General features: G+C 45.3%; 19 protein-coding genes and 2 pseudogenes. 7 read left to right on the plus strand and 14 right to left on the minus strand.

All coding sequences use genetic code 11. The features are described from left to right. Positions 1-456 precede the first annotated feature (456 nt). The 7 genes and pseudogenes from HRE53_RS00215 to HRE53_RS00245 all read right to left on the minus strand — a co-directional run. Positions 457-895: pseudogene (locus HRE53_RS00215) on the minus strand (YqeG family HAD IIIA-type phosphatase); the annotation flags it as partial. 22 nt (positions 896-917) lie between these two features. Further along, entirely contained in the window at positions 918-2,018 is a 1,101-nt protein-coding gene (mltG, locus tag HRE53_RS00220; RefSeq protein ID WP_212661685.1) for an endolytic transglycosylase MltG, read from the minus strand. A gap of 28 nt (positions 2,019-2,046) precedes the next feature. Next, a complete protein-coding gene (locus tag HRE53_RS00225; protein WP_212661686.1) occupies positions 2,047-2,601 on the minus strand; it encodes a DUF3727 domain-containing protein in 555 nt (184 codons plus the stop codon). 124 nt (positions 2,602-2,725) lie between these two features. Beyond that, positions 2,726-3,160, minus strand: coding sequence for a Holliday junction resolvase RuvX (gene ruvX / locus HRE53_RS00230; RefSeq protein ID WP_212661687.1), 435 nt, complete (start codon positions 3,158-3,160; stop codon positions 2,726-2,728). 5 nt (positions 3,161-3,165) lie between these two features. Continuing rightward, positions 3,166-4,380, minus strand: coding sequence for a GNAT family N-acetyltransferase (locus HRE53_RS00235; RefSeq protein WP_235108646.1), 1,215 nt, complete (start codon positions 4,378-4,380; stop codon positions 3,166-3,168). Between the two features lie 239 nt (positions 4,381-4,619). Further along, positions 4,620-5,786 carry a coenzyme F420-0:L-glutamate ligase gene (locus HRE53_RS00240; RefSeq protein WP_235108647.1) on the minus strand — a complete coding sequence of 389 codons (1,167 nt, stop codon included), beginning with the start codon at positions 5,784-5,786 and terminating at the stop codon, positions 4,620-4,622. Between the two features lie 659 nt (positions 5,787-6,445). After that, a complete protein-coding gene (locus HRE53_RS00245) occupies positions 6,446-8,242 on the minus strand; it encodes an iron uptake porin (protein WP_212661690.1) in 1,797 nt (598 codons plus the stop codon). 723 nt (positions 8,243-8,965) lie between these two features. Between HRE53_RS00245 and HRE53_RS00250 the strand changes: the two genes are divergently transcribed. The 4 genes from HRE53_RS00250 to HRE53_RS00265 are packed head-to-tail and all read left to right on the plus strand — an operon-like array spanning position 8,966 to position 11,429. Further along, positions 8,966-9,631 carry a HEAT repeat domain-containing protein gene (locus HRE53_RS00250; RefSeq protein ID WP_235108648.1) on the plus strand — a complete coding sequence of 222 codons (666 nt, stop codon included), beginning with the start codon at positions 8,966-8,968 and terminating at the stop codon, positions 9,629-9,631. Continuing rightward, positions 9,621-10,301 (plus strand): SDR family oxidoreductase, encoded by a 681-nt coding sequence (locus HRE53_RS00255; protein WP_235108649.1) that lies wholly within the window; start codon positions 9,621-9,623, stop codon positions 10,299-10,301. The genes HRE53_RS00250 and HRE53_RS00255 overlap by 11 nt, the downstream gene beginning before the upstream one ends. A gap of 59 nt (positions 10,302-10,360) precedes the next feature. Further along, positions 10,361-10,813, plus strand: a complete 453-nt coding sequence (tsaE, locus tag HRE53_RS00260; protein ID WP_235111290.1) for a tRNA (adenosine(37)-N6)-threonylcarbamoyltransferase complex ATPase subunit type 1 TsaE — start codon at positions 10,361-10,363, stop codon at positions 10,811-10,813. A gap of 49 nt (positions 10,814-10,862) precedes the next feature. Beyond that, positions 10,863-11,429, plus strand: a complete 567-nt coding sequence (locus tag HRE53_RS00265; protein ID WP_235108650.1) for a DUF2062 domain-containing protein — start codon at positions 10,863-10,865, stop codon at positions 11,427-11,429. Positions 11,430-12,040: 611 nt separating this feature from the next. Here HRE53_RS00265 and HRE53_RS00270 read toward each other — a convergent pair. The 3 genes from HRE53_RS00270 to HRE53_RS00280 form a co-directional block, all read right to left on the minus strand. After that, positions 12,041-12,805 carry an SDR family oxidoreductase gene (locus tag HRE53_RS00270; RefSeq protein WP_235108651.1) on the minus strand — a complete coding sequence of 255 codons (765 nt, stop codon included), beginning with the start codon at positions 12,803-12,805 and terminating at the stop codon, positions 12,041-12,043. A gap of 244 nt (positions 12,806-13,049) precedes the next feature. Further along, positions 13,050-13,661 (minus strand): hypothetical protein, encoded by a 612-nt coding sequence (locus tag HRE53_RS00275; protein ID WP_235108652.1) that lies wholly within the window; start codon positions 13,659-13,661, stop codon positions 13,050-13,052. A 575-nt stretch (positions 13,662-14,236) separates the two neighbouring features. Continuing rightward, positions 14,237-14,539: an SH3 domain-containing protein gene (locus tag HRE53_RS00280; protein WP_212661695.1), complete on the minus strand. Its 303-nt coding sequence runs from the start codon at positions 14,537-14,539 to the stop codon at positions 14,237-14,239. A 240-nt stretch (positions 14,540-14,779) separates the two neighbouring features. On the opposite strand from HRE53_RS00280, the gene HRE53_RS00285 reads away from it, so the two are divergent. After that, complete coding sequence (locus HRE53_RS00285; RefSeq protein ID WP_235108654.1) at positions 14,780-15,286, plus strand: PH domain-containing protein; 507 nt, start codon at positions 14,780-14,782, stop codon at positions 15,284-15,286. A 16-nt stretch (positions 15,287-15,302) separates the two neighbouring features. Here the strand turns inward: HRE53_RS00285 and HRE53_RS00290 are convergent. The 3 genes and pseudogenes from HRE53_RS00290 to HRE53_RS00300 all read right to left on the minus strand — a co-directional run bounded on the left by HRE53_RS00290 (position 15,303) and on the right by HRE53_RS00300 (position 18,353). Then, positions 15,303-16,521 (minus strand): annotated as a pseudogene (locus tag HRE53_RS00290) (DUF790 family protein). Between the two features lie 3 nt (positions 16,522-16,524). Continuing rightward, positions 16,525-17,748, minus strand: a complete 1,224-nt coding sequence (locus tag HRE53_RS00295; protein ID WP_235108655.1) for a leucine-rich repeat domain-containing protein — start codon at positions 17,746-17,748, stop codon at positions 16,525-16,527. A gap of 62 nt (positions 17,749-17,810) precedes the next feature. Beyond that, positions 17,811-18,353, minus strand: a complete 543-nt coding sequence (locus tag HRE53_RS00300; protein ID WP_235108656.1) for an SRPBCC family protein — start codon at positions 18,351-18,353, stop codon at positions 17,811-17,813. Between the two features lie 387 nt (positions 18,354-18,740). On the opposite strand from HRE53_RS00300, the gene HRE53_RS00305 reads away from it, so the two are divergent. Both HRE53_RS00305 and HRE53_RS00310 read left to right on the plus strand, forming a co-directional pair. Then, positions 18,741-19,088: a hypothetical protein gene (locus HRE53_RS00305; protein WP_212661700.1), complete on the plus strand. Its 348-nt coding sequence runs from the start codon at positions 18,741-18,743 to the stop codon at positions 19,086-19,088. 89 nt (positions 19,089-19,177) lie between these two features. Next, a complete protein-coding gene (locus tag HRE53_RS00310; protein WP_235108657.1) occupies positions 19,178-19,969 on the plus strand; it encodes a PD-(D/E)XK nuclease family protein in 792 nt (263 codons plus the stop codon). A 245-nt stretch (positions 19,970-20,214) separates the two neighbouring features. On the opposite strand, the gene HRE53_RS00315 is transcribed toward HRE53_RS00310, so the two are convergent. Next, entirely contained in the window at positions 20,215-20,502 is a 288-nt protein-coding gene (locus HRE53_RS00315) for a hypothetical protein (protein WP_212661702.1), read from the minus strand. Positions 20,503-20,833 lie beyond the last annotated feature (331 nt).

Raw genomic sequence — 20,833 nt, forward strand, 5'->3', positions numbered from 1 at the left:
GCATATTGTGCTTATAAGCTTGCAGTATACATAGCACCTTATCTTCACATCGTTCCCTAAAGTTGTTAGGGCTAAACTTTTATGCCAAAAACTTCATCCAAATCTGCCTAGGATAAGTCACCTCTTCAACCTACAGTGCGTCCACACCATCTAGTTCAGCATTTCTAGGTCCAAGGTTAAACAAAGCAAATGGCGGTCTTCTGAAACAGAAGACCGCCATTTGCTAAGGTATTTAAAAGTTATTTTTAGAGCCTTTATTCGGCTGGCTCCAATAATTTATGTTTATATATTGACAAATATTTCCTTATTTCTCGATTTCTATAATATTTATTTTATATTCTTACTTTCCATAACTTTTTCGTAATCATCCTTAAAAAAATGGATATTTAATCCAATATCCGTTTCAAATTTTGGTAGATCCACAGTTCAATTTTTGCGCAGTGTGCTTCCGTGCCCTACTGGCTCTACCAAAATTGTAAAAACACCCAGACGATTTCCAGCAAGAACATCGGTAAATAGCCGGTCCCCCAACCATTGCCACGTTCTCATAGGGCAAATCCATTGCGGTCACTGCCTGACGCAATTTTCGACGAGATGGTTTACCAGCCCCATAGATATAGGGCAAGTCAAGACCCACTGCAATTCTTTCAATGCGCGAACGTTTCAAGTTGTTGCTGACCAACCAAATGGGAACCTCTGCTTTTATTTCAGCTAACCATGTCAATATTTCAGGAGATACATCGGCAGCTCTAGAAGACACAACGGTATCATCAACATCCAATACCAACCCTTTAAGCTGATGTTGGTCCAATAGAGAAGGAGTCAATTGGAGAATAGAATCTTGAAGCAGTAGATCTGGTTGTAAAAGAGAAATCCAGGAAGAAGCTGGAGACATCGGGCTATATCAGTAAGACGAACTAAAGATTAGTGGAGTTTTGCTTGGCATCTTGTTGATCACGGATTCTGGCTTGGGCTCGTAAGTGCTCTGTCAAAGTCCGGCTAAACACATGGGTCCCATCATACCGAGCAACAAAATAGAGAAACTCTGTTTCTTCTGGAGAAACAGTGGCTTTAAGACTGGCAAGTCCCGGACTCGCAATAGGCGTTGGGGTTAATCCAGCATTGATGTATGTGTTGTAAGGAGAGGGGGTTTCGACTTGAGCATAAGTGAGGGGTTGATCAGGGGTTTGAGTAATACCTAAACCATACTCAACCGTCGGATCAGAACCCAGGGTGATATTGTCTCGCAATCGATTCCAAAAAACGCCAGCAATTCGAGCTCTCTCTTCAGCAACCACCGACTCCTTTTCCACAATACTGGCCAAAGTGACCCAATCCTCTAAGCTTAAATCGGTATAGCCAGTGCGGTTCTGATAGACCGGTAAGGCAGACCCTTCGAAATGATTCAACATCACACCAATTACGGCATCAGGGGTGCGTTGATCAATTGAGATTTGGTAGGTATCGGGAAAGAGATATCCCTCTAGAAAGGGAATGTCTTCCGGTAACCAAGGGTAGCGTTCGCGCGGGATATTGTTGGTTGCATCTAAAAACTCTTGAGCCGAAAACCAGCCTAACTCTTCAAAATAGTTAGCCATCTGCTTTTGGGACCAGCCTTCTGGCACCGTAAAGCTAATCTGCTGGACCTTTCCAGACCAAATCGTTTGGGCAATATCTGCCATAGAAGCTTGGGGGGAAAGCTGGTAGGTTCCCGCATGGAATCCACCGGAAGATTCCCACACCCCTTGCCACCGAGTCCAGACCTTCCAGGCGGTAATAGAGCGAATGAGCCCTGCCTCTTCTAAAATCTGACCAATTTCGTTAGCAGATGCACCTTCTGGAATTTGGACCTGAAGTATATCCTCAGGGGTTTGGGTACTGATCTCAACTGGTGCGATCGCAGATTGCCACCAATACCAGCCTCCCCCTCCAACTCCACCTGCTATAGCAACAAGGGCAACGACCGAGGTTATAGCCAATTTGCGGAAAGGAAATGATTTCTTTTTGTTCACAGTCAAAAACAGACGTCGTCTATCAAGTCAGCAGTTAGTCTAAATCGTCCATTAGACGTTCCTCCAAAAGAGGTTGAAGCTTAGGTTGTAAAGCTTGAAACTCTTTGGGAGAAAGCAGCTCCGGCTGCATGTTCTCACGCAGTCTAACAACAAACAGCACTGGATCGATAGGAGTATAGATCGAATACTCTTGTTCCTTCTCAAAAAAAGTCGCTAATAGCTGATACTCTTCTTGCTCAGAAACCTCATCTCCCTCTTCCATTTCCAATACTAGAATTTCTTCTTCATCAATATCAGGCAGATCACCTTCTACAGTTAAAGACAGAGCACTTCGCTTTAATTTTAAATTCTGTTCTGCCAACACAGCTTGGGCAGTGGGGAATATGTTAGCAAGCTCTTGCTCTTCTACAGGCTGAATAATCTCATCATCTTCATCGCTAACGACCCAACCAAAAATATCTACTGGGTAATCGACGGGGTTTAAAAGAGCATATTCTTCCTGATCAATTGGAACAGACACCTCGACATAGCAGGTCAAGGAACGTCCTGATTCATCCATCAACGTTACCGTGGAACGGTCCATTTCCATGGGTATTTTACCTCTACTCCCCAGATTACTGGCCCACCATCGGGACCCATAGGCTTCAGTTTAGGGGGTAATGGACTTAATGGGCGAGAAAATTAAACGAAAAAACGAAATAATGGAACCTAGGCTAGGTCGAAGATATCCATGGTTTTTGATCCAGCCAGCGTTGCAGAATCAAAGCGGCTGCCTTACGGTCAATCATGCCCCTTTGCTCTGCTGGATTGATACGCTGTTCTCGCATCATGGACTCAGCCTCATGGGACGTTAAACGCTCATCTATAAAATCCAAAGGCAAATCGAGGGCTTTAGCTATCCGCTTAGCTAATTTCTGTGTTCTTTGGGCTTGAGTCCCTACGTCACCATTCATCGTATAAGGCAAACCAACCACCAATGTTTTGACCTGGCGTTCTGTCACAATTTGCCGCAGCAATTCAATATCCTTGGCAAAAGAAGTGCGTCGAATCGTGGTTAATCCAGTGGCAATTAAACCCGTACCATCGCAACCGGCAACGCCAATCCGGCGATGCCCTAGATCTAGCCCTAATGCGGATATTCGCTGCATACAGCTTAAAATTCTGACGGCCAGGCGCGATGGTTTCGCTTGGAGGAGGACTGACTTTTCTGACTCTTTTTAGCCCCTGGGCGAAGACGCTTCTTTACAGAAGGCGTCCGAGTCAACCAATAGGTCATGCGGCCAGGAACTGGATTATGGTTAGGCTGCAATCCTTGCAACATATCTGAAAGCTGCAGGGTTTCAAAAGAAATAGAGCGAGATTCTCGTAATTTATGCCAAACCGAACGAGACATCATCAATGTTTGCTCCAAATCTTCAGCCCCAATTTGCTTTAGATATTCTTCGCGCTCGGGTTGATAATCCGTTGAGTCTAAGCACAATGGGGCTGAAGGATAGGCCTGTGTAAGCTGGGCCATATGGGCTAGCAGCTCTGGATATAGCCAAGTATAGGCAGGGTGCACCGTGAGTCGAGCTTCATGGGGGTGGGATGCATTACGGCACAGCTTCATTTCAAAATAACCAATGGCAGCCTTGCGTTGGGGCTCAAAGACATAGGCTTGCACCAATTCTTTGGTATCTCCCCAAAGCTGAATCCCAGACAACAAAGAGTCCACCAAACTCGATTTGAAGTCTTGAATATGCCGATCAAAGACTTGGCGGACCAGCGGAGGCATGGATGCCGTATCTAGCTGATACAGCAAAGAAGCATCAGCATTATTGACGGGTAAAAGATTGGGCAGTACGGGTTCCCGCTCAGCGAGGCGACTCAACTGCTCTGGCGCTAGGGACCAATAAGTAATGTGCGCTAAGGGCTGAAAACCATTATGACGATATAGGGCTAGGGCTGCCGATTGGCTGACATCAATCTCGGTCAACCAGGTGCGAGCCTCCCAGATATTTTCTAGGCAGTAGCGTAATAATTGCGTCCCCACATCTTGCTGACCAACAGCAGGGGTTACACTAACTTGATCAAACCGCCAGGTGCTCCGGGAATGGTTAAAGGGCGAAACCTGAACCACCCCAGCCAACTTATGAGTTTGTTCCCAGACATAGGTTCGTTGTTGATCAGATAGTCGATTGGGAAACAGCCTCAACAACTTCAATAATTCAGACCAGCGCTGGAGCTGCAGTAACTGCCGCTCATGTCCGTAGAAGGTGCCAATGCTGGACTGATCATAATCATCCACCAATAACCGCTTGATCGCTTCAAGATCGCGGTACTGGACGGGACGAATGATGGGTTCTAACTTTGGAGCTACTGTCGTCATACGAGTTGCTAAGCTTGCCGAACTAATAGTCCTGAGAGAGTGTATGGATGTATCAACCGAAACCAGCTTGCTAATTTACTCCTTAAGAGACATAACAAGGTATAAAAATTAGCTCGAAGAAGGAAATTTGAAGTATTTATCTGACTCTATGGTATCGGATCTCTCTCCAAAACGGGGATAGAGACAACAAATTGTCAGACTTTTGTCAAGGGAAAATCTCTGAGCAAAAAAGTAATTCCCTAAGACTGATTGGGACGAATCAAGACAACCGGAGTTTGTTCATCCGCATTACCCGCAGGATTACTCCTCAGTGCCTCTTCAATCAGAGATAAGGGAGCCCCTTTGGTTGCTGACAGGATTTTCACCCGCTTCAGGTCATTTACATCAACAATGGCTGCAGCTAACCCTGTTTCTGCTTGGATTTGGTTGACCACTTTCTGAGGATCGTCTGGACCTAAAACAATGAATTGATCAAAGGGCGGGAGGGTCCCAGTCACATCATCAATCAGTCGGGCTTGTTCCCCTGCCAGGCGATAAAAGACCCCTGCTTGACCAAATACCTTTGCGATCGCACCCACAAAAAACGCTAAAAAGACTCGCACTGGCCCTTCAATATTGACCAGAGTTTGCAAGCCACAGGCGGTCGCTAAACTGGAAGTCGGTAAGAAGAAGTAAGCCAATCGTGTCGCCACCCATCCAGGCTTAATGGTGCTGGGATGGAAGATACGGCCTTGCATAATCGCTACGGGAGTCTCGCCAATGGTGACGATATCACCGGGCTGGGCATGGGGACTGACATAGCGACGGACAATATCGGGACAGGTATCCAGTTGAGTTAACAAGTGAGTGGGGACCGGTAAGACTTGACCATCCGCAACAGAACGCCACTGCAAAGGTTCTTGGGGGTCGGGGAAGCGAAGGGGAACCACTTCATGGTGGGTATTATGGATACGGCCTTTCGGGCCATAGGAAATATAGTTGACTCGCACCCAAACTGCTTTGAGTTGAGTTAAGTCAGGACCCGTAATATCCAGGGTAATTTCTGCAGAGGTCTCGTATCGAGATTTGACGATATAAGCAAACCAATAACCATCTTCTCGAGGCTCAGCATCTGGATGCTGCGGTAAAATCTTAATCTTATGGTGAATCTCATCTAGACTGCCCTTCGAAAGCAGGGTCACATCCACTGATAACTCAGGGATCATGACTTCCAGCTTATGGGTGGGATTAAAAAAGGTTTGCTTTCCGACTAATCGATAATGCTGGGGCTCACGACTTTCAAACTGCCAATTTCCTGGTAAGGCTTGTAAGGCATTCCCCTGGCGACGACGATGAGTCCACTCTAAGCCCCCCCATGCGATGAGAAAGGCTGCAACAATACCAATTCCAATGCTTTCGATGATCATTCCGTATTTTGAATCCTTACCTTGAGACTCCTGCAAGACCTGGCTATTGACTTAATTACTTTATTTTCACAAGGAAAAAAGTATCAAACCGAGATGATCATGCCATAAGGCTGACAGTTCGGCACTTATTTCAGCCAACTAGAATTTTGCCAGACCTCTTAATTGAGTGAGTGCAACCTTTATATTCGATAGTCCGCACTATTTTTCACTGAAGTTAATACTCGTTATAGTGGATGCTTCGCGGAAATAAATTTACCTTGCAAAAGCCCCGCCACTAATACATAAACACCTATACTCTGAGGTGAAGCAGATATGCTTTCCTGGCAGATCAAACAGCCAAATTCAAATCCATAAAAGAGGTTAATGAGCTGTTGATACAAACATCTGTCTCGTCAAATAAGAATGACACCCAATTCTATCGCTAAGCATCCTTAAATGTAGAAATGGGAGATGGGATTCAAGGATTAATTTCCTGGAGTGCCCCAGTCTCCAAATGCCCTTTATTGATGCAAGGAAGTCTTTAAGCGAAAGATTCTGGGTGTTATTCGCATTTTTAAAGATATACGTTTGCTCTTATTCCAATTCTTCACGAATCTAACGTCTAAGCCCCAAGTTCTTTGTTCAGAACTTGGGGCTTAAGGTTGACCTAAGTTCCTAAGTTAGAACTTGAATGTGGTTCGAATAACTGGAATAAAGATGGGGTCATTCGAAGAGGTGTTGTTTGCATTGAAAACGACAATCAATCCAGGAGAGATCTTGATGTTGTCATTAACCTTGAACTGGTACTGTGCCTCAGCAGTAAAGTTGGAAGAAGTTCCATCATCAATCCCCAATGTACCTCCATCAATAATGTAAGGCTGCTGACCAAACGAGAGTGATCCTCTGCTACCTTCTAGGAGCAAGTCAGGGAAGACGAGGTTAGCGGCCCAGTTGAGCAACGTAATTCGAGAATTTGCAATGTCAGGAGTACGGGCTAAAGTGAGACCACCCCAACCGGCTACATGGAACCCATCTACGACTCTGGCATTAAATGAAAGGCCAAAGTTATCAGTAATAGTTTCCAGTCCATTAAAAGGATCCGAAGTATCACCAAAACCTCCATTTATAGGTGCCAGTGATGTAGTCGGTGCATCTCCAGTATCGGAGGTGATGTCAACATTACCCGCTGTGTACTCGTTACGAGAATATTGGACACCAATACCAATATCATCGGTTGGATTAAAGCCAATCTGGGCAAATACCCCATAGGTGCCATTTTCAAAATCAAATAAACCATTGTTAGCACCATTACCAGCTGTAGTGGCAAACTGGGCATCATCAGCTGCATAGACAACAGAGAGATTGACCTTTTCGCTGACATCATAGACGGCACTTAGGGTCGTTCCTCCTGGCCCCCGCTGTGTTAATGGATTGAAGCGGAAGAAGCGAGATAATGCACCACTACCACTACTCTTCAAGAAGGGGTTAAAGGTTTCGACGTCGTCCTTGTAGTCACCACCCAAAATTGCAACTTTAAGCGTTAAATCTTCGACTGGCTTAAATCGATAGTTCAGCTCGTCTAGGATGACCGTATTTCCAGCAGGATCATTCTCATCAAAACCGAATCTGGCCAAGCTTGTACCTGCAGAACCAAATTCATCCAACTCAGGAATATCAGCTGCTTCTAGACGAACACGAAGCCGATCTGTACCACTGAAACTGGTATCAAAGTTCAGTCGAGTTCGATGACCGAAGAAGAAACGGTCTGCAACATCCACACCACCACTTTGGGTGTTACCTAAATCAGTATCAACCCCATTGATGCTGTCTAATGGATCATTATTTCCATCAAATACGAAGGCAGAACCAAATACGACTTCACCCTTGAGTTTGGTAGTGGTGGAAAACTGCTGGGATTCGACGGTGGCCACACGAGCTTCTAAACCATCCACTCGTCCACGTAGGGTCGCAAGTTCAGCAGCAAACTCATCTTGCAATGCTTTGAGAGCGTCTAGATCCTCTTTAGTAGCAAATCTATTGCTGAGGTTATCTAAACAGGCATTGACTAGAGCAGCCGCTTCTCGGCGGGACATGGCTCGACTGGGGCGGAAGGTTCCATTGGGATAACCGGCGACGCAACCATACCGCTCAACTAAGGATTGAATGGCTTGGAAAGCCCAATCATCAGGCTGGACATCAGACAATTGAGAAACAGAAGTGACCTGAGCTAAGTCGTCGTCTTGAGTCTCGTTCATCAGCTCTGAAACTGATGTTGTAGGCACATCAGCATCAGCTAATACTAGGGGCTCAGTCTCTTCTAGAGCATCAGTCTCAATTGTCTCAACTGCAGAAATTTCAGGAACGACTTCTTCAGTGAGTTCTAAAGACTCGGTTGCGATCGCAGTAGTGGGAACTAACAAAGCTAATCCAACTAAAGCAGGGTTAAAAAACCCGAGTTTACGCCAAATAGTCGACATAAAAGAATTCTCCTCACACATAATATTAAGAACCAACAAAATCGCTAATTCTGAGGCAATCTTGGTTACACCTCTAATGATTGCAACCAGGACAACCACCCCATATGATACGTATCTTTTCGAAATCTTGGGAGATTTTATTTTAGATAATTATTATCAATAAACAACTATTCATCAGATATTCCGATATCACATCCCTGAGGGTGGACCAAGATCTTCCCCAGCAATCAATACCATCCGAAAAAAGCCTGACACAACAAAGGTTAGGTTAAGAAACGTAGCTCCAGATTGCAGAGTCTAAAATATTTCGACTGGCCTTGAGGGTGAAAGAGTTCACCAGCAAACTTGACCACGGGTTACTGGTGACAGAACTAAGGTGTTCAATCTCAACTAGAACTTAAAGGTAGCCCGCACCAGAAGCGCACTCACATCGTTATATCGTTCAGGATTCAAGATCCAGATAACACCAGGCGTAATGTGAATATTCTCATCTACTCAAAACTTGAGTCGGACTCTAGATGATAAAAGTGCCAGGATGAGCATCATCCATATGGGCTAACACACCTAGTACATATCATCATGAGCATCTTTTGTTGATCCTGGCTGGAACAGTAAAATCAAATTTTGTGTTCCATTTTCCAGTTCTAGCCCCATCGCCATACTCTACTGAGGGCATCTAATTGCCCTTTTCCTCTAAAATTTGTGTAGCTACGGACAAGGCCTATGGCTCACCCTCGACTGCAAGAGCTAACTTCAAAACTCAAGAGTGATGATAACTGCGATCGCCTTTTGGCATTGGTTGCCTTGCGGAACCTCCCCACGACCGAAGCCTTCCCTCTGATTAAACTAATGCTGTTTGACGACTCCTTACCAGTCCGCTCAATGGCAATTCGCTCTCTGGCCAGTCATCCCTCAGCCGAATCAGTCTCTTTATTGATACAGCTTTTGGACGATCCGAATTATGAAATCAGAGCTGGAGCAGCCGGGGCTTTGGGATATGTAGGCGATCAAAATATTGTCCAAGCTCTTTCCAGAGTCTTCCTTGAAGATACGGAATGGTTAGTGTGCTTTAGTGCCGCTGTTTCCTTAGGAAACCTAAAGGATCCAAGTGCTTATGCAGTTCTATTACATGCCCTGGAGCATTCGGAAGTGATTGTGCAACAAGCTGCGATCGCAGCCCTCGGAGAAATTAAAGCCTTCGATGCCCTTGAGACCCTTCTTCCCTTTGTACAGTCTGAAGACTGGATGGTTCGGCAGTATCTCGCCACCGCCTTGGGAAACCTTCCCAGCCCCCAAAGCATCTCGGCTCTCAAATACTTAGCTAAAGACGATCATCCTCATGTTGCTTCTGCGGCCACTATCGCCTTAGAACTGATTCATGAATCATAAGATTGTGATTACCGGGGTCACCCAGGGGCTAGGCGAGGCCTTGGCCTTAGGGTTTATTCAAGCAGGGCAGACCGTATGGGGCTGCGGTCGGACATCAACCGCTATCGATCACCTAACTCAGCTATATGCGGCTCCTCACACGTTTACGGTGGTAGATATCGCTCAATCTCAACAAGTCCAGGCTTGGGCAGACCAGATCATTGAGGCCTGGGAAGCACCAGATATTATCATTAACAATGCAGGGTTAATCAATGAAGTGGCCCCTTTATGGGAAGTACCTGAACAAGAAATTAGCGATGTATTGGATGTCAATGTCAAAGGCACCATCAACGTCATTCGTAGTTTTCTCCCCAGCATGAAAACAAACGGTCAAGGAATAATCGTGAATTTCAGTTCTGGCTGGGGACGTTCAACCTCCCCTGGGGTGGCCCCCTATTGCGCTTCTAAATGGGCTATTGAAGGTCTTAACCAGGCTTTAGCCCAAGAGGTTCCCCCCGGTATCGCCACAATTGCCTTGAACCCTGGCATCATTCATACTGAAATGCTGGAAACTTGTTTTGGTCAACAAGCTCACAGTTATCCCTCTCCTACTGCATGGGCACAAAAAGCAGTCCCATTTATCCTTAGACTTTCTGAAAACGACAACGGTCAAGCCTTAACTGTTTATTAGCAAACCTGATTGCTATCCCCCTCGTGACTGAAATCGCTCTATTCCTAGAAAACCTAGAAATGACCCAACGATTAGGGAAAGTCTTGGGCCAAATATTACCTGCGGGAAATATCTTATTGCTAGAAGGTGATTTGGGAACTGGTAAGACATCCCTGATTCAGGGTTTGGGGAAGGGACTCGGTATCTCTGATGCGATCGTCAGTCCTACTTTCACATTAATTAATGAGTACCATGACGGACGAGTCCCCCTTTACCATCTAGACCTTTACCGCCTTACCCCGCAACAAGTGGATGAACTCTATCTGGAAACCTACTGGCAAGGAGTTGAAGTACCACCTGGAATTGTTGCCATTGAATGGTCTGAGCGACTTCTTCATCGACCTTCTAGCTACCTATTTATCAAGTTAAACCACAAAAAAGGGGCAAGACAGGCAACCTTGCAAACGGTCGGTTCTGTCCACAACTTAGGCCTAGAGCAAGTGCCATTAGCATTGAGATCTACTTCAGCCTAGTACTCAAAGCTTCATGGGTTGGTTATATTGGGCTGAGAGAGAATAGCCCTTGATCAATATTTTTGTGCGGCCACAATACCGTATGCATCAGCCCCATCAACGCCTTAATCCAAAACGCTTCTTCCGGGGCACAACATCTCATCGCAAGAGAATAACTTGGAAACGGCGAGGGCGTTATATCTATTTGCGGTTTATACGGTTACAGGGAAGCCCAAATGCGATCGCACGGGGACTCTCCGTTGGTGCTTTTGCTGGCATGTTCCCCATTTTTGGGTTCCAAATCTTATTTGGCATCTTTTTAGCTGCCTGTGTCCGAGGCAATAAGTTAACTGCCGCCGCCGCAACTTGGATTAGTAATCCCTTTACCTATCTGCCTCTATTTGCCTTTAATTTTCAGGTAGGGCAATGGCTTCTACAAGCCAAGAGATTTGAGTTCAATCAGCTCCAAAAGCTGAACTGGCAAGAACTCCTGGCCTTAGGACCCGGTTTTATCGCAACTTGGTTTACGGGCTGTTTTGTCATGGGATGTTTAGCCGCAATTCTGGGCTATGGTCTCGGCTTATGGTTAGTTCTACGATTGAGGCACAAATACGCTGCCCAACGTCAAAAGACCTGATATAAAGCATCTTCAACAGACCCTGGGAATTTTTGATCAACTCCCATGAACATCTTTAGCTCTACACAAACCACCCAAAATAAGTGAAGAGAAACCGGAGTAATTTCGTTTGACTTTCTGAGAGTCTGCTACCAAAAACTTCTCAAGCATAAGATAACCGCCTCTCAGAAGGCACAAGCTCTCATTAACGTCCTACGACGACTAGAAACCCCAATAACCCCAGCAACGATAGTATCAATACAAAATCAAAAGGATTAAAGTGTCCCAAACCAACGTTTGTAGAAGATAAAAGGACAAGAAAATTCTTTAAACCAAAATCAAGACAATATGCCATGAATAATCTCCTAGAACGGGTTCAAGTCTTTGGGTGCTAGAGTAGCATTTCTATGGCATCAAAGATCCCCAAGGTCCTTGTATAGAAGTATTTTAAGCTCGATTGCTTAAGAATAGAGGCTTTCCTAGTGGGTACAGCACGGCTCATCTACCTTCTATCTGGAAAGCCGGGAACTTGACTCCACAAATCAACCCAACTCAATCAGTACGCAAGACCCAAAAAAGCTCTCCACCCAAGGTGCATCTTAGGTGGAGATACAAGCTAGAGAAATTTCAGCTTATAAGCCCGGTGTGGTTTGGGCAAAAAGAGCTGCAAAATCTGAGGTGGGGGGCGCTTCACCTTCCTCTCGGGTGACGACATCAAAGGCTTTATTCTGGGCGTTGGGCTCTAGCAAAGCCTTAACCACCACTTCAGCTACATCTGCCCGGGGAAGCTTATGGGGCATATTGCAATCTGGGATAAAGAATGAATCGTCTTTACCGACAATAATTTCGCGGTGACTTCCCCGCTCATCAATGAGTCCACCGGCTCGGACAATGGTGTAGGGGATGCCTGAATCAATCAGATATTGTTCAGTTTTTCGCTTCCAAATCAGGATATTGCCATTACCCAGGGTATTGAGATAGTGATTTTCATCAGTTCCCCCCATCGAACCGACAATGACAATATGCTTTACACCGGCAGCTGCCGCCGCATCAATCACGTTTTTATGGCCGTTATAGTCAACGTCTTCAGGGTAGCCCCCTTGCGGAAATTCAAATTCGGGCCTTTGTCCGGGCTGGGGCGGACCTTTCATCACAGGTGCAGCACTAGATAAGATTACCAAGGCATCACAATCTGCGATCGCAGAATCAATACTGGCCCGATCAGTAATATCTCCTACCACCACACCGTCCAAAGAGCCCAGCTTTTTCTGCGCTTTCACTTCAGAACGGACCAAGCCAACCACGTCGAATTCATCGGCACGTTCGCGGAGTTTGTGCACCACAATCGAGCCGGTTTGTCCCGTTGCCCCAGTTACCAATACTTTTTTAGTCGCCATAGCTTCTGAACTCTGTCTATTTAAGAGTGACCAACTTGTCTCTCCTTGACTTTATCAGAAGCTGATCAGCAGATTCACCAAGGGCGAATCCCAGGGCGAATCTATAAATTATTTCTGATCAGTGGTGATGGATCCCTAGGCCATTGATGGCCTAGGAGAGAAATAGAAGCATACATGAAAGCAGATTCAAAAAATTCAGCCAAGGTTCAAGCCTGATTTAACTTCAGCAGACCTCTGGAAAGAGTTATCTAAACTCAGTCGGAATTACCGTCGAAATGGCCGCTTCACTGAGCATTAGGGAAGTTACCTCTACTACATTATTCATATTATTTCGAGGTTTCACTTGACGGGCTTTCTTATGAAAGTCATTACTATTAGGCCAAAGAAAAACATTGAACTTTCGATTGCCAAGTTTTTGCTTATATTTCAAGGTTCTCTTAGAAGCCAAACTAGTAACCGCATTTAGTCGATCTGCCAATCCCATACATCGTCGGAGGGTACTTGGGGTATAACATTGCACATCAACTTGATTACAGCCCCGGGCAGGTAACTGTTTAGCTTGAAAAGGCTGAATACTACAGTAAATTGGCTTGGTATAAGCCGATCGAAGCTCAACAAAATCTTTTGCGGAATAGTGCTTGAAATAGTGATCATCTACTTGAAGACCATCCGTATGCTTTGCCTCATTGATCAGTTGTGATACCGTTAGGGATCGCAACTGTGGCGACTGAATCCACACCACGGGCTTCAGTTGGTTGTCCCGAGCAGCTTGACTGACCTTTTGTTGAACGTCATCTGAGACATTCCGATAATCCAGAAAAACAACCTTATACTTTTGCTGTTTAATCTTGGCCATTGCCTCAGTCAACGTATTGGAAGAGACATGGTATCGAATTTGAGGTTGTGAGAGCCATGTGCCTGTGGGAGCCGCATGGGCAACTTGAGGCGCGACAAACAGAGCAGAAGAAAATAGTAGGCTTTTTTAGGGGTAGTTTATAGTTAGGCATCAGATAAAAAATTATTATATATTCAGCTACAGTAGACAGAGGAGAGTTTTCATCAAAAATTCACTATTTCAAGCTCAATAAACCAATAGATTTTTGCGAGAAATCCGAAACCCGAATTCTCCAAAATCAAGCATGAAATAGCCACCTAATCTCTATCCACAGAACAACAGAGATACGAGGTTTAGCAAATTTTTTAGAACTATTCTTAGAAGGCCATTTCCTGATACTCCTAGAAACAGTTAATCATCACCATTTAGAATCTTATGAGTTTGAACTCAACAAAACATAAATACCTTAGCTGATGATTAAGTTCCTAGAGTTGTATCCTATTTAATTTATCTTCTAATCATTAATCAATTAGCAAAAATAATTCGTTGTCGGTTTGACCACCAAAAATAAATCTTTGCTCACAAAAGACTTAGAATTAACGAGGTTGTTGTACTTGAATAAAATCACCCCGAATCCATCCTCGGGCACCAGAAGCGAATTCAACGTGGTACCAGTAATAACCATCGTTGCCCGTTGTAGATTCAATCACCTGTACGCGATCGCCTACCAATCCATAATGAGGGGAGTAGGATGAGGTGCTTGGGCCAGAACGCACATTCACTCGACTTCCTGGCTGAGCCCCTACTAGGTAGGCAGGTGCAGCAAGTGCTGGAACGGCAGCTAGGATTGACAAGAAAGAAATTGAAGCAAAAGAGAGAAGTGATCGGGTAAGTTTCATCTACTTTAGAAAAAGTCTGCATGTGTCCACGTTCTTCTAATTTAATCCTGAGAAATAAAGTCGTCGTCAGTGAGAATGCGTAACTTAGCTATAATCAGAACATATAGTATCTAAGTAGCAAATATTTATTATTTTTTTCGTAGATAAATGTTTTTAAGGTGTGATTTGCCTTTAATATCCATATTTTAGGTACTAAACCATTTCAGGTAGACAATTTTTTTCTAGGTAGAGGTTATAAAGATGCTTGCCGCAACCAGCTATCCTGCACCTTGGGGAGTTTCGTTAAAAGCCATCTCTGGAGGAATAACACTGCTGCTGATCGGCATAGCTGTTATTGGTCTACTCACGGGCCCCAAAAGTAACTGGATTTGGATCCTCAGTATGGTAGTTATCCCTCTTGGCATCTTGTTAATTACGGCTTTGTTTACAGTTCGAGGCTATGTCCTTACGCCTGATGCTCTGCTTGTGAAGCGCTTAGTCTGGAATACGGAAATACCATTACAAGGGCTACAGACGATTGAAGCCGATTCTAATGCCATGGAAAGCTCTCTCAAAACGATGGGTAACGGAGGTTTGTTCAGTTTCTCTGGCTCCTTTCGCAATAAACGCTTAGGGGCCTATCGAGCTTTGGCCACCGATATGCGGCGATGTGTTGTCCTCAAGTTCGATCAAAAGGTGATTGTTATTACGCCTGACAAACCTCAAGCATTCGTCAATCAGGTCAAGGCAATAAAGGGCATGACTTAAAGATGGTTTTAAAATTCTAATCCGCCAAGACTTGCAACACAGCTTTAGGTGCAAGCTTGTCTTTGAACCACACCAATCGAGCTGGGGTATTGCTGAAATTGACGCCTGCTTTATCTAGGTTGAGTCGTTCAGAAATCGCTAAAATCAAGTCTGATCGATCAGCCTGTTGCACTTGAGAGAATTTTTTCTTTAAATACTCGGGCCGCCAATACCCCCACTATCTCTAGGAGGAATGTCCGACCGTCCGGATGAACTAGGCGGAAGTCTGGAATCATGACGCTTCCCGGAATCGGAATCAGATCAATTTCTCGCTCTAGCTTCCACTCCGTTTTAGTCTTCTGCCATCGTTCGGCAAAGCTGGCTTCCAGCATACTGTCATAGGGCTTACCCGGTGGATAGTGACTGACCAAACCACATTCAGAATCAAGGGCAAATCGACTGGTTCGCTGTTGTTTGGAATAGGTGTCTTTGCTGGTTAAGGTTGCAGACAGGCTCCACTTCGTCACATGCAGTAATGCTGGCAGCAACTTTGCTAAAGCTAAGCCATAGCGGGTGCTAGCACTAAATACACTGGCAGGCCCATCAATTTTGAGGGTAAATCCTTGATCAGCATCGCCCTCGATATAGGCCATTAGACAAAACAGCTTCAGATAGCGAAATAGAAGCTTATACTCTCCGGGGTCATTCCGATGGGCATTGATGATAATTTGAGTTGCTTTGTAAAAAACGCCTTGAGCCTGAGATAAGTTATAGCGGTGTAGCAACGCTTCAGGGGTAGGGGCATCAAAGGCAGTCAAGATTTGATTGTCTGGTCGATCGGCATAAAGCCCTTCTTGGATTTGAATCGCACTAACGTCTCGCTCTAGCTCTTGGCTCAAGTTAACGGCTAGTCGTTCTAGAGTCTGGGTTGTCGCTTGAGGACTTGGCACTGACTGGGCAGACAGAGAAAAGACTCGCTGCCGCAACATGGGTGGATCGAGGGGACTAATGACTTCAAAGGTGGAAAAGCCACTGGATAAAAGATGGGCCAGTCCCCGCTTCACCCGATAGTCTGTTCCATCTCCTTCAAGATCTAGTAACTGCTGGCTGAGTTCGCCTCGGGTTTGATTGCAGGCCGCGTTAAAACAATCGATGGCTTCTGTTGCGATCTCAACATTCCCCGCATTCACCGCCAGCCGTTTCGGAATAATCGCTTCACCCTGATAGCGATGCATCAGTAAGTCAGAGGGCAACATGTCCTAACCCTCAACACTCTTTCGCAAATAGTCTGTAACTGCCCTAGCCCCTCGCTCCCACTGCACATCTAGCTCAGATCTAAGGGGATTATTGGATAGATCAAGGGTTTTGAGATGGTCTAGCTTCCCTAAAGAAGGGGGGAGATCCGTCAAATTGTTGTGGCTCACATTCAGACTCTTTAGCTGAGTCAGTTCCCCTATCCAATGGGGTAATGCCCTTAACTCACAAGCGACAAACGTCAGTTGTTCCAATAAGCGGCAACCCCGTAGTTCCGATGGAAACGCTTGCAAAGGAACGGGTTGGTCTGGGTCTAGATTGAAAATTAGCTGCTTAAGATTGTGGAGTTTACCGATAGATTCTGGCAGCTGACGAATGCTATTGCCAGCAATGCCCAAACTAGCCAAGGCCACTAAGTGACCAAAGGATTCGGGAAGATGGGTGAGCTGATTGTTATAGGCCAACAATGAGGTCAAATTCACTAAACTGCAAATTTGCGGTGGCAAAGATTGAAGTTGATTAGATTGAATATCCAAACTCGCCAGTTGGGTGAGCGCGCCCAGGACTGTGGGTAATTCAGTCAACTGGTTAAAAGACAGGTCCAAGGAACGCAATTCCGCCAATGTCCCCAACCATGCCGGGAGAGTCTCCAGATGATTAAAAGCAAGGTTCAGAGATGCCAATCCCTGAAAAGATTTCCAGATAGTCGGGATTTCATGGAGTCCGGTACTGGCAACTTCAAGAGATCGTAACCCCGTCAACAATCCCAACTCCTCTGGCCACTGGGCAATGGGATTGTAGGAAAGCTGCAATTCTTTGAGGGTTTCCAGCTTCCCGATGGAAGAGGGCAAATGAACCAGTTGATTGGATGTTAGATTTAGCGATCGCAACTGTGATAATGCACCTATAAATTCCGGGAGTTCCACAAGGGCATTTCCCGTGAGATCCAGCGATCTCAACTGGGTTAAATCCCCCAGAACCTCCGTTAGGATAGGCAGATGGTTACGGGCTAAGTCCAACCCTTGGAGCTGAGTTAATCGCCCCAAGGATTTGGGCAGTCGCATCAGTTCATTTTCAGATAGGTAAAGAGATTTCAACTGAGAGAGGGAACCAATCGACTCTGGTAACTCACTCAACCCAATATCACTTAAATCTAGCTCCGTTGCTCCTTCAAGACGAGCAATATCTATCAGCCTCTCGGCTTCTCGATAGGCCGAATTTTTTTCCATTACTTCTGATATCTAAGCCCTTTAACCGGAAAAAACACTGCCTCTCAAGAATCATCAATAGGCTATTGCTCTATTAATGCTTTGAGATTCCCTAACCCCGCTTCATAATCTTGCCCCACAGCACTATCCAGAACAAACCGAAGGTAGGAACTAACAGGCTTCATTAAAGGAGGCGCCCCCGCACTCATATCTGTATCTAGGGACCAGGCAACCAGCGTACCATTGTCCTGAGGCGTCAATTGTAACGCTGCATCCGCAGTTCCCTGTGGTCCAAAATCTAGATGGGTCTGGATATAGCTGGGCTCAGTCATAGCTGTAACTTCTTGAGTACCCGTCCCCACCATCGGATCCTCACTTTGCCAGTGCATCGTCTGCCCTATACCATTTCCCTCAATCGTTAAAGCCATGTCGGGATCCATTTTTGCCCAGGGAGACCAAGCAGACCACTCTGATAAATCACTGACAATGGGGAAAATGGCAGCTGGAGACGCATTGATTAAGATATTTCGTTCAACATGCACTTCGCTAGGAAGGATCAAGCCTCCTATCACCACCAGTAAAAACAGCCCTATCAGTCCACCAATCGCATTTCTGAAGATAGCCATAATCGAGGGATCTCCTAGATTGTCTATTCGCTTTCAGTGTAAAAAGAGAATACAGAATTCGAATCAAGATTGAACATTGTTTTAAGCCCTCAAGATTACTAATCGTTACAATTCATACGCAGGAATAATATAGAAGGGCATGATTTAGTTTAGAACCTCACTTTGGGTATGACAGTGAGCTATAACCTGCTAGGGATAGATGATTGCTTGACTACATAAGAAGTGATAAACAACACCTTCTCTTGTGACGCACATCATATTTTTCATCTAGCGTAAATTATATTCTTAATTTCAGTGAGCCACAGCCCAGGAACAATCTGGTCGAGGCCACGACACAAAGCCTAAGCAAACACTAATTCTTTACCCCCTGCATTGAAGGAGACTCCTATGACTCGCCAAATTAAAATGATTGCCGGTTTGCTCGCCACTACAAGCGTCGCTGGATTAGTGGTTGCCGCCTTCCCCCAAATTTCCCTGGCCGGTCAAAAGCACACTTACGACCCCATCCTGGTTCAACGCTATAACTCTGGTTGCGTCGAGAAAGTGACGGGCAAAGGTTACACTCCTGCCCAAGCCAAGCAGATGTGCAGCTGCTCCATGAGCAATATGCAAAGCCAACTCAACGAGAACGAAGCCATTAGTCTGCTCATTAAGTCCCAGTTCAGCTTTTCCAAAGATAAAGCCACTGGATTGCCCACTTCCCTCTCTCCTTACTTCGTAGGCTGCAAAGCATAACTACATTGAGGGTTAACGCCTGACAGTCATGATTCTCAATTGCCGCTAAAATATAAGTACAAATAAACTATTTAGCGGGTATCGGGGTCATGGCCTACCCACTTTCAGCAACCAAGCTTCAGACCTATCGTCAATGTCCTCAAGCCTACTATTTCAAGCATGAGCGACGGTTAACGGTCCCCTCTGCCTTCGGTTCACCCACCTTCGGTAAGGCAATCCATCGAGCTTTGGCCCAGATCTACCAGGACTGGTCCTATGCCGACCCTCTTCCGCCCTTGCAATGGTTTGCTGATTGTTGGCAACAGCATATTAGTGAGCTAAAGGAGTCTCAAATTCATGAAGGCTGGCAAGCCCTAGAGACCTACTATCACCAATATGTGGCCCCTCAACCCATGCTGCGAAAACCAGTGGGCATTGAGGGCAAGATTCAAGCCTCTTTTCAAGTTAGTAATATTGAGTTTGCCTTGTCCGGTCGCTATGACCGATTAGATTGGCTAGACGATGGTCTAGAACTGATCGACTACAAAACCAGTAAAACCGTAAAGCCCCCAGAAGCCATTGATGTGCAGTTGGGGCTTTATTATTTGGCATTGGAGCAAACGTATCACCATGCTCTTAAACGACTGAGTTTGCTTTATTTACGCAGTAATCAATGCATTTCTTATGAGGTGACTCCAGATCATTTAGAGCAAATCAAAGATTTGATTGGGGACTTAGCTTTGAAACTCAGGTCTGATCAAGACTGGCATCCTCAGGAAGGATCACAATGCGATCGCTGCGGGTATCGACAATATTGCAGTGCCCAAACGCCTAACCCTGAACCTCTCCCACAAACCGCAAAACCTCCGCAAAAGGTCCAATTAGCTCTGCCATTCCTTTGAATAGTTTTTTTCATTCCCCTGCAGTAAAGCATTGAGAGCAGGCCATAATCTCACCCGAGATCTCGCTAATTCTGGTTGAAAGCTTTTTTTGATCATCTGAAATATTATTGCCCAAAATTAACTCAGTACCAAACATCCAAGCTTTTCCCCTTATTCAGATCGGAAAACATCCAGGATGAAGAGTAATCCTGATGCAAACTAGGTTTTTCAGCTCGGAAGTTATTGGCAGGGTTAATAGTCGTGAACTAAAGACGTTGCAATATTGAGAGACCTGTTATCTCTAGAGCAGCTATGGATGCCGCACCTTGAGTGGTGTGTCGATGTTGTTGCACATTTTCTAGAGCGTCTTCGATAATTTTCCAATCGAAGTCTTGAAATATCTCTAAGTCCTCAATGAGTTGCAAGGAGTCATGCAGTGCAGGGATGGGATTCTTTAGCTCAACAGCTTGTTGCAAACACTGCTGCAAGACACTCGTCAATTGATGTTGTTCGGCTCGTTCTGCGAAGGTTAGAGGTCTAGGTTTGTTGTTCATTAGGAGTTACAAACCCTTGAGCGGGTAATGAAGGGCGGTAAAAACCTGATAAGAGCGTCTTGGGACTTGTGTAGTAATCGGTTGTGATTAGTCCAGATTTATTCAAAATCGGCCAATCATAAAAAGCAGAATTTAACCGAGGTCGTCCAGTTCATTAATGTCAAAATTGATATATTTATCCGTCTGTTTCCACCAGGCGACCTCTACACTGTAGCCTCAATCCTTTGAGAATTCCCCAGTTGCTTGATATTCTCCCCACCTGAATTTATTCTCGATCGCCCCCGCGGAAGGATCAAAATGATGGGTCTTTACCCTAAGTTAAACCAGCGGC

Origin of the sequence: Acaryochloris sp. 'Moss Beach', assembly GCF_021497025.1 — a bacterium.
Lineage (GTDB): Bacteria > Cyanobacteriota > Cyanobacteriia > Thermosynechococcales > Thermosynechococcaceae > Acaryochloris > Acaryochloris marina_A.